Genomic DNA, 13,657 nt, shown 5'->3' on the forward strand with positions numbered 1-13,657 from the left:
TACCATCACCCCAGCCTTGACGCTTACCATTGAACAGTTTTGCTGTCGATGACCACAGCGATGAGGTAACCCCTGCGAAAGTGGATATCAGCCGCCGCCCGCCGTTAATAAAACAAAATATCCAGAGTGGCCATTTCTGACGGTTGATCGCATTGTGCCTTACTGAACCCTGAACGTAAGCTCCTATCCAGGCTTGCACGGCCTGCAAGCTAACAACAATTACTAAAAACGCTAGGAGAAACGCTATGTTCTTGAAAACCGCTATTGCCGCCTCGGTATTGATGGTGTCTGCCACTGCCGCTCAGGCTGAAAGCACGTACCGCATCGGTATTACCCAGAATAACGTCGGTGTGGACAGTTATCAGACCACTTATGAAAGCGCTTTTGAGGAAGCCGCTGATGAGATGGATAACGTTGACGTGGTTGTTCTGGATGCGGGTGGCGATGTGGCGCGCCAGATTGGTCAGGTGCGCAACCTTATTCAACAGGAAGTGGATGCGATCATCATCTGGCCTACCAACGGCCAGGCGGTCATTCCGGCCATTCGTCAGGCGCATAGTGCTGGCATCCCGGTGATCGTCACCAACTCCAAGATTGCAGAAGCAGGGCTTGAGTTTATCTCTGCTTTCTCTGGTCCGGATAACGTTCAGCAAGGCATTTCATCTGCCGAGATGATGTGTGATGCCTTAGGCGGCGAAGGTCAGATCTTACAGATTTCCGGCCAGCCGGGTTATACCACCGCCATGGAGCGTGCCAGTGGCTTTGAGGATCGTCTGGCAGAAGTCTGCCCTGATGTCGAGCTGATGGAGACCCAGCCGGGTAACTGGAACCGTGAACGTGCCCAGCGGGTTATGGAAGATTTTCTGACCAAGTATGAGCGTATTGATGGTGTCTATTCCGGCGATGACAACATGGGCGTGGGCGCTCTGAATGCGGCCAAGGGTGAAGAGCGGGCCGATGAGATCATCTTTATTGGCGCCACCAACTTTGCCGTTGGTTACGATGCCATTCAGCGTGGCGAGTACTACGGCTCTATCTATCAATCTCCTGTCGATGATGCCGAAGCGGCCCTGAAGACGGCCCTGGATGTTTTGTCGGGCGAAGAAGTACCGAAAATGAACTTCTTCGAAACGCCAAAAATCACCGCTGAAAACCTGGATGAGTTCGAACGCCCGGTATTCTGATGGCACAAGGGCTTTATAACGCCAGCCCCTTAGTGGCTGGCGTTATGGTTCTTCTCTGCCAGTAAGCGCAATTCCTGCACGGGCGTGCGCTGACCGTTGTGGTGATCAAGTCGCTTGATCACCACAATACAAAGTGCCTGCCAAGGTGATTTCATACAGGTGACCAGAATGGCTTCTGCAGATCAAACAAAACCTAACCTGCCCGCAGCAAAGCTGAGCAAGGCAGGTGTCATGAGCTTTTTGTCGGCTCAAGGGATTCTTATTTTCTTTCTGCTCGGGATGTTTGCGTTTTCGCTGTTTTCCGAACAGTTCCTCTCCCAGTCGAACATTATGACCGTGGTTCGACAGGCATCCATTATCGGGATTATTGCCATCGGCGTGACGGTGGTGATTATCGGCGGCAACCTGGATCTTTCGGTCGGGTCGATGCTGTCATTTTCAACCGTTCTGGTGGTGGATCTGCACGACAAGATCGGCCCCACTAACGCCATTTTGCTGATGTTTGCATTGACCTTGATGATTGGCGCCGTCAATGGCTTTCTGATTGGTTTTCTGCGCTTGAATTCGCTGATTGTGACACTGGCCATGCTGTCTGCCATTCAGGGGCTGGTACTGATCTACAGCGGCGGTCAGAACGTCGATATTGCGGATCAGGAAGGCACCTGGTTTGCCTTCTTTGGCCGTGGCTATCTGGCCGGTATTGCCGTGCCTGTCCTGATGTTTGGCCTGTTGGCCATTGTGATGCAGATAGTAATGTCCTACACCGGATACGGTCGGCGTATCTTTGCGGTGGGCGGCAACCCCATGGCGGCGGTTTACTCGGGTATTCGCAACAACTGGTGCGTGTTCAGCACCTATCTGATTTCTGCTTTCTGTGTGGCCTGTGCGGCGCTGGTGCTGGGGTCCCGGGTGATGGGGTCGCAGAACAATGTGGGCCAGGGCTATGAGTTGCTGGTACTGGCGGGGGTCATTCTGGGCGGCACCAGCCTGCTGGGCGGTGCGGGCAGTATCTGGAAGACCGTGATTGGTGTCTTGATTCTGGGCTTTATCCAGAACGGCCTGCTGCTGATGGGCTACCCCTATTACATCCAGTGGCTTGTCACCTGGGTGATTATCATCCTGGCCGTATGGCTGGATCTTGCCAACAAGCGCAAGCGCTTGCTGACCACCCACTCATAGCGCGGAGGAATACATGATGTCGTTTTTTAAAGGGTTCTTCCGTGGCAGAACAGTGATACAGCCCATCTGGGTGTTCGTCATTGCCATCTTTATCTTTTTCAGCTTCATGTCGGAGTACTTTCTGTCCTGGGGCAATATCACCAACATCCTGGTGCAGACGTCCACCATCGGGCTGATTGCGCTGGGCATGACGCTGGTCATGATCAACGGCAACATTGATCTCTCTGTAGGAGCAGTGCTGGGGCTGGCCGCATCGCTGGTGGTCGGGCTGCAGGAAACCAGCATGGTATTGGCCATTGTGGCGGCGCTCTCCTGCGGCGTCGTGCTGGGCGCCATCAATGGCCTGGTTGTCTGGAAAACAGGCGTTAACGCCTTCATCGTCACGCTTGGTGCCATGATCGGTGTAAGAGGGCTCATCTTTGTCTACACCGAAGAGCAATCTCTATATGCAATGAACTTTGCCTTTTCCGATTTTGGCATGAGCTCGATTGGGCCAATGCCGGTTCTGGCGATCATCTTCCTGGTCTGCGCGCTGATCATGCACCTGGTGCTAACGCGTACGAGCCATGGCCGCAATACCTTTGCCGTTGGCGGCAACCCTGAAGCATCCATCGATGCGGGCATCTGCCTGGGCCGCCATATGATGATCAACTTCATGATCGTGGGCTTCTTCGCTGCCTTGGCAGGGGTGTTGCTGGCCAGCCAGATGGGGGCGGCGACGCCTAACCTGGGGCGTGACTATGAGCTGTGGGTGATTACGGCGGTGGTGCTAGGCGGCACCAAGCTGACCGGTGGCTACGGCAGCATAGTGGGCACCCTGGGCGGCGTACTGGCAATCGGTATCCTGCGTAATGGCATGAACCTGATGCAGGTGCCCGCCTTCTATGTACTGGTGGTTCTCGGCCTGATTCTTATCTCGGTGCTGATCATCGACAAGAAACTCAATGCGCCCTCAACCAAGGAGGTGCGGGTATGAATGCTTCTTCTCAGTCACGTCGGCCGGTTGAGGCCGCGCCGATACTTGAACTCAAAGGCATTACCAAACGCTTTCCTGGCGTGGTGGCACTCAGCAACGTGGATTTTGACGTGCGCCCCGGCGAGGTACACGCCTTGCTGGGTGAAAATGGCGCGGGTAAGTCAACCCTGATGAAGGTGCTGGCCGGTAAACATCAGGCCAATGAAGGCAGGATCATTCTGGGCGGCGAGGAAATGGCCTTTGAAAACCCCAAGCATGCCAAGCGTGCAGGGGTGGTGCTGATTCACCAGGAACAATCGCTGGTGCCGGAAATGACGGTCGCCGAAAACATCTTCCTTGGCAGCCTGCCCAGAAAACCCTTCAACCGCGTTGACTGGCGCAAGCTGCGTGAGGATACCAACAAGATACTGGAAACCCTCAAGTGTGGCTTTCAGCATGATGACCTGGTGGGCTCGCTGTCGATTGCCAAGAAACAGATGGTGGAAATTGGCCGGGCTCTGGCGTTTACCCCTCAGGTGGTGATCTTCGACGAGCCGACCGCGTCACTGACCGACCACGAAAAGCCGGTGCTCTATGACGTGATCAATTCACTGTGTGAGCAGGGTGTGGGGATTGTGTATATCTCCCACCGTATGGACGAGATCTTTCATCTTTCCCACCGCATTTCAGTACTGCGCGATGGTGAATACACCGGCACCGTCAATACCGCAGATACCAACGAAGACGAAATCACCCGGATGATGATCGGCCGCAGTCTGGAGCTTGATCATGACAGCAAGCCAACGGAGTTCGGCGATAACCTGCTGGAAGTGCGCAACCTCTCGGTGAAGCGGGTGTTCGAGGACGTCAGCTTTAACGTGCGCAAGGGTGAGATTGTCGGCATGTATGGCCTGGTAGGCGCGGGGCGCTCTGAAGTGGCCGAAACCATCTTCGGCTTGCGTACGCCAGCTGCCGGTGAGGTGTTGCTGGAGGGCGAAGTCGTCAACTTCCGCAGCGCCCACGATGCAGTCGCCAGTGGCGTTGCGTTAGTCCCGGAAGACCGCAAAGACCAGGGGCTGATTCTGGGCATGAACTGCCGAGACAACATGACCCTGGCAAGCCTGTCTAGTGTGTCGTCAATGGGCTTTATGACGAGTTCGAAAGAGCGTGAAGTCTACGACAAATACCACCAGGCGATGAAGATCAAGACGCCCAGCTGGCGCCAGAAGGTGGGCAACCTCAGTGGTGGTAACCAGCAGAAGATTGTCATCGGCAAGTGGCTGCATACCCATCCGAAGCTATTGATTCTTGATGAGCCTACCCGGGGTATTGATGTGGGCTCCAAGGCGGAGATTCATGCTCTGGTGAAAGACCTGGCCAAGTCCGGCTATGCCGTGCTGGTGATTTCATCGGAGATGCCGGAAGTGCTCGGACTGAGTAACCGCATTATCGCCATGTACGACGGCCGCGTGACCGCTGAGTTTGATGGCGACAACGTCAGTGAGGATGCGCTGGTGCAGGGGATTACCGGCATGGGCAAGCAGGCCCAGGTGAGCTAGCGGTGTCGTGATGGGGGCGCTCTCGGGAGTGCCCGGAGACCACTTCAAACGTATAAGGAAAGTTCCATGCAACCCTTTGTTTATAATGGCTTGCCATCGCGGGTGGTATTTGGCCAGGGAACCCTGTCGCGTCTGGGGGAAGAGCTGGCTCTGCTAGGCTGTGAGCGCGCCCTGGTATTGGCCACGCCGCAGCAGCACCAGCAGGCCGAGGATGTCTTGCAGCAGTTGGGCAACAAGGGCGTCGGTGTCTATGCCCAGGCTGCGATGCACACCCCGGTGGATATCACGGATGATGCCATGCGGGTCGTCAAGGAACTGGACGTGGACTGCACCATCGCGATTGGCGGTGGCTCTACCATTGGCTTGGGCAAGGCGATTGCGCTGCGCACGGGGTTAGCCCAGATCGCTATTCCCACCACCTATGCCGGGTCGGAAATGACGCCGATCCTGGGTGAAACCCGCGACGGTGAGAAAACTACCCAGCGCACTCTGGACGTGCTGCCGGAAACGGTGATTTATGACGTTGACCTGACCCTGACGCTGCCAGCTGGCATGTCGGGCACCAGTGGTGTCAACGCCATTGCCCATGCGGTGGAAGCGCTGTATGCCCGCGACGGCAACCCGGTGATTACACTGATGGCCGAAGAAGGCATTGCGGCCCTGGCACGCAGCCTGCCGGTTATTGCCAGCGATCTGTCCAACGTCGACGCACGTGCCGATGCGCTTTACGGCGCCTGGCTGTGCGGCGCCTGCCTGGGCTCGGTAGGCATGTCGCTGCACCACAAGCTGTGCCACACCCTGGGCGGCTCCTTCAACCTTCCCCATGCAGAAACGCACACCATAGTGTTGCCTTATGCGGTGGCCTACAACGCCCCGGCCGCGCCGCAGGCCATGGCGCGTATCCAACGCGCCCTGGGCTGCGACGATGCGGCCACCGGCCTGTATGACCTGGGGCGTGCGGTTGGCGCACCCAGTGCGCTCTCGGAGCTGGGCTTCGGCATCAAAGACGTGGACAAAGCCACGGCGATGGCCACCCGTAACCCTTACTGGAACCCAAGAGAGATCACCGTTGATGGGATAGCGCGCCTGCTGGGTAATGCCCAGGCAGGCCTGCGCCCACAATCTGAACGCGGGGAGGCGCTATGAAAACCCTGTTTATTAACGCCAGCGTGATCACCATGGACCCAGCGCTGGGTGAGTTAAGCAACGGCCAGGTGCTGGTTGAGGATGAGCAGATTGCGGCCGTGGGCCATGATCTGGTGGTAGGTGCGGATGCTGAGGTGATTGACTGTAGTGGCGGCATCCTGATTCCCGGGCTGGTGAATGCCCATATGCATACCTGGCAGACCGGCCTGCGCGGCGTGGCGGCCAACTGGACGTTGCTGGAGTATTTTCGCCACGTACACCGTGGTCTGGCAGCGCTGTTCACGCCGGATGATATTTATATTGCCACCCGCATGGGTGCGATCAATCAGCTGAACTGTGGCACCACCACACTGGGTGACTGGTGCCATAACAACCCGACGCCAGAACACACCGACGCCGCCGTGCGTGGGCTGAAGGAGTCGGGGATTCGCGCCCTGTTTATGCACGGCTCGCCCAAGCCTGACCCCAAGCCCGGTCAGCCGCACTTTAGTGAAATTCCCCACCCGCGTCATGAAATCGAGCGCCTGTTGGCAGGGGAGCTGTCTGACCCTGATGGCCTGGTGACCCTGGGGATGGCGATTCTGGGGCCGCATTATTCCACCCTGGATGTCACTCTGCAGGACTTCGCGTTGGCCAAAGAATTCGGTCTGGTGGCGTCCATGCACCAGGGCGGTGGCGAAGCCGTGGCCCCCGGCGCCTGGGACGAAGTAGAAGCCCGTGGCCTGCTAGGCCCGGATATCAATATTGTCCACGGCCAGAGCCTGGATGATGGCCAGATGGCTAGGTTCTGCGCTAGCGGCGTGACCTTTTCAGTGGCGCCGGAAAACGAGATGACTCAGGGCCACGGCTTTCCGGTCACTGGCCTGGTACGCCAGCACGGCGGCGTAGTTTCACTGGGCGTGGATCTTGAGTCAGTGCTTTCTGGCGATATGTTCAGCGTGGCCCGTGCTGCCCTGGGCATGCAGCGTTCCCTGGATAACGATGCCTCGCGCCGGGAGCAGGGCAAGATCCCCGATACCTCGACCATTACCACCCGGGAAGCGCTGGGCTGGATCACCCTGGATGGCGCGAAAGCCCTGGGGCTTGATGACCGCATTGGCAGCCTGACCCCAGGCAAGCAGGCGGATCTGGTACTGCTCGATAGTAATCAACTCAATATGCAGCCGGTTAACGAGCCGATTTCCAGCGTTGTCATGCAAACAAGCCTGGCCAACGTCGACAGCGTCATGGTGGCCGGGCAGTTCAAGAAACGTGGCGGTCGCCTGTTGATAAACACCCAGCCGGGTATTACCGAGCTTGCCGCGTCAGGCCATCGCATTCACGCCGAGTTGCTGGCGCGTGAAGCGCAATCCACACAGGAGGCACATTAAATGTCCCATTCATCCTCCAAGGTCGCCTGGGTTGGCCTGGGCAAGCTGGGCTTGCCGATGGCCACCCGGATTATTCAGGCAGGGACGGCCGTTCAAGGCTTTGATCTTTCAGCACAGCGTCTGGCGCTCGCCGAAGACATAGGCATTACCCCGCATCCATCGCTTGCCAGCGCCGTAGCGGATTGTGATCTGGTGTTTGTCTCGATTCCCGATGACCGCGCCTTGATCAGTCTGTGCCTTGAGCCCGGCGAGCTGATCCGTCATATGGCACCCGGCAGTATTCTGATCGAGACCAGCACGGTCAGCGTGGAAGCCTCAGCGCGGGTAGCTGAAGCAGCCAAGGCTCAAGGCATTGCCTATCTGCGCAGCCCGGTGTCAGGCAACCCGGTGGCAGCCGAGGCAGGCACGCTGTCGGCGATGGTGTCTGGCCCGCAAGCGGCGATGGAAACCGCCAAGCCGGTGTTTGATGCCTTTACCAAAGCGCAGTATTGGCTGGGTGACGAAGAGCAGGCTCGGGTCGCCAAGCTCGCGATCAACCTAATGATTGCGGTGAGTGCCGGGATGCTGAGCGAAGCCCTGACCCTGGCGCGTAAAGGCAACATTGAATGGGACGCCATGCTGGAGCTGATTTCTGACAGCGCGGTGGGCTCACCTATGGTGAAGTACAAGGTGCCGCCGCTTTCCCAGCGCGATTTTACCTCGACCTTTTCCGCCGCCCAGATGGCCAAGGATCTTGACCTGATCCTGAACTGTGCCCATGGCTCAGGGGTGTCGGCGCCGCTGGCAGCGCAAATGCGCGAAGCCTATACCGCGCTGATCGCCACCGGGCACGGCGATGATGACTATATCGCTACCGTACATCACACCGAGCGCCTTTCCGGGCTGGGTGAGCCAACGCCTGCACAGCAGGGAGGGCAAACACATGCGTAACCTGACCACCGACAATATTACCCAGGCAGTGATTGATGAATTTTCAAGCTGTGAGGACGAACGGCTTAAAACCTTGCTCAATGGCTTGGTAAAACATCTGCATGCCTATCTGCGCGAGGTGCAGCCCACTGAACAAGAGTGGACCCAGGCGATTGAGTTTCTGACCCGTACCGGGCAGATATGCGATGACGAGCGCCAGGAGTTCATCCTGCTGTCCGACACCCTGGGCGTGACCATGCTGGTGGATGCCATCAACCACCCAAGCAGTGACCCCAAGATCACCGAAAGTACCGTGTTGGGGCCTTTCTACGTCGCTGACCCTCCCCAGGCGAACCAGGGCGACGCCATCAACTGGGGCGTTGAAGGTGAGCCGTTATTTGTTGAGGGTCATGTCCACGATGATCAGGGTAAGCCGCTGGCGAATGTCACCATTGATGTCTGGCAGTCAGACAGTGAAGGCTTTTATGACGTCCAGAAGCCTGAGCTTGAAAGCGCCTCGTTACGCGCGCGCTTTCACACCGACGACCAGGGGCGTTATGCCTTCTGGACGGTGACGCCATCGCCTTACCCGATTCCGACCGATGGGCCGGTGGGCAAGATGCTCGAAACCACTGGGCGCCACCCGTATCGCCCTGCCCACGTACATTTCATGCTGATGGCGCCAGGGTACGAAACCCTGGTGACCCAGATTTTTGCCGAAGACGATCCCTATCTGGATTCCGATGCGGTCTTTGGGGTGAAGGATTCGCTGGTCAAGACATTTACTCAGCAACCTGCAGGGCAGGGGCCTGATGGCCGGCAGATGGAAACCCCTTACCGCTACTTTACTTATGATTTTGGCCTGAAAGCGTCCTGAAGGGCGCCCATGAACGTCCGGCTCCTGTCGAGCCGTTTACACCACGAGAGGAAATGACATGAGCAAGATTGATCAAGCGGCTATTGCCAGCCTGTTTACCGAAGCACGTACCCATAACGTCTGGCAGGACCGTCAGGTGAGCGAAGAAACCCTGCGTGAGCTTTATGAGGTGATGCGCTTTGGCCCTACCTCCATGAACTGCCAGCCGTCGCGGATTATTTTTCTGACCACTGACGAAGCCAAGGAACGTCTGAAGCCAGCACTGCTGCCGGGCAACCAGGAAAAGACCATGAAAGCCCCGGTCGTGGCTGTGGTGGGTTTTGATACCGAGTTTTATGAGCATTTGCCGCGCATGTTTGCTCACAACAAAGATGCCAAATCACTGTTCGAAGGTAAGCCGGACTTCATTCATTCTACCGCCTTCCGCAACAGCTCGATTCAGGGCGGCTATCTGATCATGGCTGCTCGCGCACTCGGCCTGGATGCTGGCCCGATGTCCGGCTTCAATAACGCTGCCGTCGATGAAGAGTTCTTCCCGGATGGCAAGGTGAAAAGCAACTTCCTGTGCAACCTGGGCTATGGCGATCCAGAAGCGCTGTTCCCGCGTGGCGACCGCTTCGCCTTTGAGGAAGTCTGCCAGATTCTGTGAGCCTGCCGGGATTTATTCCGGTTAGCGTGTGACAGAATCAAAGATCCGAAAGGGGCCGTGACGATCATGGCCTCTTTTTTTATCCGCAGGCTTTCTATCTACAGGCTTTTTTCTACAGACTGTGGCGCATAAAAGAGGCGTATCATGACAATTGATTGGGTGTTCGTTCTGCTGATGGTCGTCGCTGTGCTGCTGACCGGTATTTCCAAATCAGGTTTTGCCGGTGGCGTGGGCGTTGTGGCCGTACCCTTGATCTCGCTCAAGGCGAGCCCGGCCTTTGCGGTGGCGGTCATGCTGCCGCTGCTGATCGTGATGGATGTGTTCAGTCTCAAGGCGTGGTGGCGCCAGCGGGTCGATCGTTTACTGTGGTTGATGTTTCCTCCTGCCATCTTAGGGGTGGTGATTGGCTATTTCACCTACGGCTGGTTTGATGAAGCACTGTTGAAGTTACTGTTGGGTATTTTTTCGGTACTGTTTGGCTTGTGGGGGCTATTCAAGCCGCTACGCGGTAAGTTAATGCCTGGCTGGGTGGGGTGGCTGTGCGGCGGGATAGCAGGCTTTACCAGCTTTATTGCCCATGCGGGTGGCCCGCCGTTGAATTTTTACCTGCTGCAGTGCCAGCTGACCAAGCAGCAGTTTCTGGGCACTGCCGTGGTGTTTCTGGCGATTACCAATCTGGTCAAGCTGGTGCCTTACACTCTGCTGGGTCTGATCAATATTGATAACCTGACCATAGCGCTGCTACTGATACCGGTGGCGTGGTTAGGCGTGAAGTTGGGGCTAGTGATTCAGAAACGCATTGATGGCGAGCTGTTTTTCCGGATCATCCTGGTTCTGCTGATTCTGTTAGGGTTTCGACTTATCATGGATGGCATAAGTTAAATCATGAAAAACAGGCCTTTACTGGCCAAATGATCAAGTGAGGCCGTGATGAGAAATACGCCGATGGTCGGTCAAGCCGGGTTAGATGACGTCAATCCTGAAGGGCCTTACGACAAGCTATCGCAAATACCGGTATCGAGAATATCCAGCACCGAGCTTGCGCGCTTTATTGATTTTATTGAAAAGCTGGAAGATGAGACCGAAAGCACTTTGAGCATGTCGCCGGGCTATCGCGAAATGCGCATGCTGTTGCACCTTATGCGCAATCACCTGGCTGGCAGGTTGACGACGCCCACCTCACTGGCGGATGCCTCCGGGCTTTCATACGGTACTGCCAAGCGGGGGATTGAAAGTATTCGTCAGCGTGGCCTGATTATTTCACGGCCCAGAACCAAAACCGGCAAGACCGTTTCTCTGCACCCATCGCCTGAAATGATTGAGGAGTGGGAGCGTTACGCCGAGCGGATCAAGGGAATCCTCGGGCCGCTGTTCGGGATAGACCCTGCCTCTGAGTCAGCCAGCAAGATATTTTTAGGGGCGTCAGCGTCACAGCCGGTGATATCCACGCCAGCGGTGCTTTCTGCTCGGCTTGAATTGAAAGGTGGGCTGCGGGTGTTAGCCCATGCCGACCCCACCTTTATGGCCATGCACAACCTTAAGCGCCAGCTGGAATCGATCTTTGGGCTGGAGATTCGCAACAAGGCGCGTTCGATTGATAACCTGCTGGAAGACATTCACTATAATGCGCGCCTGACGAAATCACGCTACGACATTGTGGCCTGCGACCTGCCCTGGTTTGGTGATCTGGCGGCCAGCGGTATCCTGATGCCGCTGGATGGATTCCCGCTAAGGGCATGCGGGAATGACGGTTTGGCGGGGCCGACCCTCATTCCCGAATGAGGGTTACTGCATGATCATGCCGCCATCAATCATCAGCAGCTGGCCGGTCATGTAATCAGATTCAGCGCTGGCCAGAAAGGAGGCGGTGCCGACCACGTCTTCCGGGTAGGAGTAGCGCTTCATCAGAATCATTTTCTCGGCCAGTTCATCCATCGACTGGCCCTGCTTTTCAAACTTGCCGATGCTGACCAGATCCTTGTCGAGCTGTTCCCATAGTTCGGTGCGCACCACGCCGGGGCCGTAGCCGTTAACAGTTATGTTGTGGTCGACCAGCGCCTTGGCGCCGCCGTTGATCATGGCCAGTACCGCATGTTTGCTGCATGAGTAGGGCACCACGTCGTCAAACGCCTGACGAGACAGAATCGAGCCTACGTTAATGATTTTATAAGGGCCGTTTTCCTTGCCCTGATCAATCATCTGCTTGGCCGCTTCCTGCATACCGAGCAGGCAGCCCAGCGCATTGACATCCATGATCTGGTGCCAGTTTTCTTCGGTAATATCTAGGAACATCAACGGCTTGTTGATACCCGCATTATTGACCATCACGTTCAGGCTACCAAAGGCATCGACCGTGGCCTGAACCGCCGCCTGCACATCGGCCCGGTCAGTGACGTTGAGCTTGATCGCGATGGCCTCGCCACCGTTGGCCTTGATGCGCGCAGCCACTTCCTCGCACCCTTCAAGATTGAGATCCGCCACGCATACCTTGGCGCCCTGAGCGGCGTAGTGTTCGGCCACGGCGGCGCCCATGCCACGTGCAGCGCCAGTAATCAGGCAGTGTTTACCTTGGAGTCGAGTGTTGTCCATGAGGTCACCTTGTAAGTCTTATTGTGAGTCGTTCCATGCCGCAACGGATCTAAGGTCGGGCGTATGGAATTGGCGTTAACAAGGGCTGTCATTACGTCGGTGTCATGAATGACAGAATTTGTTTCCTTGTGTGGGCATATTCTCGACAGGTCATACGGGCAATGACAGCTTGCCCCAACGCTAATATGACCAGATTGGACGTTTCTGCAGGAGGAGGAGTGAGCATGAAGAGTCAATCAAATTTATTGTGACGGTGGAGAGAAATATTTCACCTTTACCAAAGGCCTGGTGAGTGTGAAATTGATCGTTGTGATTGATATCAATACTGGAGTCCAGCATGCAGATTAGACGTTCTGAAGATCGCGGTAAGGGTAACCATGGCTGGTTGCGCTCGTTTCATACCTTTTCCTTTGCTGGCTACATGGACCCGGCGCATATGGGGTTTCGCGCCCTGCGCGTGATCAATGAAGACAGAGTCACCCCGGGAAATGGGTTTGGGGCCCACCCACACCGTGATATGGAGATCATTTCCTATGTGCTGGAAGGGGAAATAGAGCACCGCGACAACATGGGCAACGGCGCCATCGCCCGCCCAGGAGATGTTCAACGGATGTCCGCAGGCACAGGCGTGGTGCATAGCGAGTTTAACCATTCAAATGAAAACGGCCTGCACTTTCTGCAGATATGGATTGAACCTGCCAAACTGGGTATTCCGCCCAGCTACGAGCAAAAAGCGTTCCCCGTGGCAAGCCGCACGGCGCAATGGCGGCTGGTGGTGTCTCAGGATGGCAGGCACGACTCGGTAAGTATCAACCAGGATGTCAATCTCTACGCGGGTCTGTTTCAGCAAGGCGACAACATCACGCCGCCGCCATCGCGCTATGCCTGGCTGCATGTGGCGAAAGGCAATCTGGAGGTTAACGGTACCTTGCTCAGTACTGGCGACGCCGCCTCTTTCGCACCGGAGGAAACCATCCAGGTAAACTGCCCGGATCATGCCGACGTACTGTTGTTTGATCTGGCCTGAACAGGTGACGTAACGGCACTCAAAACGTTTGGCTGAGACATAAAAAAAACAGCAGCTGCCTTCAGGCACTGCTGCTGTTTTTAACGTTATGCGCGAAATTCCACGTCCAAGCCACGCATTGGGCGTGGATGGATAGCGCGCCGTCCGTCAGGACGGCCTGATTGAGTTGTCATGCGTTGTGTTTTGATATTGATACGCACCTTTTTCCTGATA

General features: G+C 56.4%; 14 protein-coding genes. 12 read left to right on the top strand and 2 right to left on the bottom strand.

Annotated features, from left to right (window positions below):
* Positions 1-245: 245 nt before the first annotated feature.
* Positions 246-1,184: a sugar ABC transporter substrate-binding protein gene (locus tag OR573_02260; GenBank protein XGA80507.1), complete on the top strand. Its 939-nt coding sequence runs from the start codon at positions 246-248 to the stop codon at positions 1,182-1,184.
* Positions 1,185-1,213: 29 nt separating this feature from the next.
* Here the strand turns inward: OR573_02260 and OR573_02265 are convergent, their stop codons facing one another.
* Positions 1,214-1,339 carry a hypothetical protein gene (locus OR573_02265; GenBank protein XGA80508.1) on the bottom strand — a complete coding sequence of 42 codons (126 nt, stop codon included), beginning with the start codon at positions 1,337-1,339 and terminating at the stop codon, positions 1,214-1,216.
* A 76-nt stretch (positions 1,340-1,415) separates the two neighbouring features.
* Here OR573_02265 and OR573_02270 point away from each other — a divergent pair, with 76 nt between their 5' ends.
* The 10 genes from OR573_02270 (at position 1,416) to OR573_02315 (ending at position 11,610) form a co-directional block, all read left to right on the top strand.
* Positions 1,416-2,363, top strand: a complete 948-nt coding sequence (locus tag OR573_02270) for an ABC transporter permease (protein XGA80509.1) — start codon at positions 1,416-1,418, stop codon at positions 2,361-2,363.
* A gap of 13 nt (positions 2,364-2,376) precedes the next feature.
* On the top strand, positions 2,377-3,339 hold the full coding sequence (locus tag OR573_02275) for an ABC transporter permease (protein ID XGA80510.1): 963 nt from the start codon (positions 2,377-2,379) through the stop codon (positions 3,337-3,339).
* Entirely contained in the window at positions 3,336-4,877 is a 1,542-nt protein-coding gene (locus tag OR573_02280; protein XGA80511.1) for a sugar ABC transporter ATP-binding protein, read from the top strand. Before OR573_02275 ends, OR573_02280 begins: the two co-directional genes overlap by 4 nt.
* Before the next feature lie 66 nt (positions 4,878-4,943).
* The gene (locus OR573_02285; GenBank protein XGA80512.1) at positions 4,944-6,023 is read left to right on the top strand and encodes a maleylacetate reductase; all 1,080 of its coding nucleotides are present in this window, start codon (positions 4,944-4,946) and stop codon (positions 6,021-6,023) included.
* Complete coding sequence (locus OR573_02290; GenBank protein ID XGA80513.1) at positions 6,020-7,393, top strand: amidohydrolase family protein; 1,374 nt, start codon at positions 6,020-6,022, stop codon at positions 7,391-7,393. Before OR573_02285 ends, OR573_02290 begins: the two co-directional genes overlap by 4 nt.
* Positions 7,394-8,323 (top strand): NAD(P)-dependent oxidoreductase, encoded by a 930-nt coding sequence (locus tag OR573_02295; GenBank protein ID XGA80514.1) that lies wholly within the window; start codon positions 7,394-7,396, stop codon positions 8,321-8,323.
* Positions 8,316-9,179, top strand: a complete 864-nt coding sequence (locus OR573_02300) for an intradiol ring-cleavage dioxygenase (protein ID XGA80515.1) — start codon at positions 8,316-8,318, stop codon at positions 9,177-9,179. The genes OR573_02295 and OR573_02300 overlap by 8 nt, the downstream gene beginning before the upstream one ends.
* A 58-nt stretch (positions 9,180-9,237) precedes the next feature.
* The gene (locus OR573_02305) at positions 9,238-9,828 is read left to right on the top strand and encodes a malonic semialdehyde reductase (protein XGA80516.1); all 591 of its coding nucleotides are present in this window, start codon (positions 9,238-9,240) and stop codon (positions 9,826-9,828) included.
* A 144-nt stretch (positions 9,829-9,972) separates the two neighbouring features.
* A complete protein-coding gene (locus OR573_02310; GenBank protein XGA80517.1) occupies positions 9,973-10,710 on the top strand; it encodes a sulfite exporter TauE/SafE family protein in 738 nt (245 codons plus the stop codon).
* 48 nt (positions 10,711-10,758) lie between these two features.
* Positions 10,759-11,610, top strand: coding sequence for a hypothetical protein (locus OR573_02315; protein ID XGA80518.1), 852 nt, complete (start codon positions 10,759-10,761; stop codon positions 11,608-11,610).
* A 3-nt stretch (positions 11,611-11,613) separates the two neighbouring features.
* On the opposite strand, the gene OR573_02320 is transcribed toward OR573_02315, so the two are convergent.
* Positions 11,614-12,417 carry an SDR family oxidoreductase gene (locus OR573_02320; GenBank protein ID XGA80519.1) on the bottom strand — a complete coding sequence of 268 codons (804 nt, stop codon included), beginning with the start codon at positions 12,415-12,417 and terminating at the stop codon, positions 11,614-11,616.
* Between the two features lie 337 nt (positions 12,418-12,754).
* Between OR573_02320 and OR573_02325 the strand changes: the two genes are divergently transcribed.
* Positions 12,755-13,444 carry a pirin family protein gene (locus tag OR573_02325; GenBank protein XGA80520.1) on the top strand — a complete coding sequence of 230 codons (690 nt, stop codon included), beginning with the start codon at positions 12,755-12,757 and terminating at the stop codon, positions 13,442-13,444.
* Positions 13,445-13,657 lie beyond the last annotated feature (213 nt).

Origin of the sequence: Halomonas sp. CH40 (genome assembly GCA_041875495.1) — a bacterium.
Classification (GTDB): domain Bacteria; phylum Pseudomonadota; class Gammaproteobacteria; order Pseudomonadales; family Halomonadaceae; genus Vreelandella.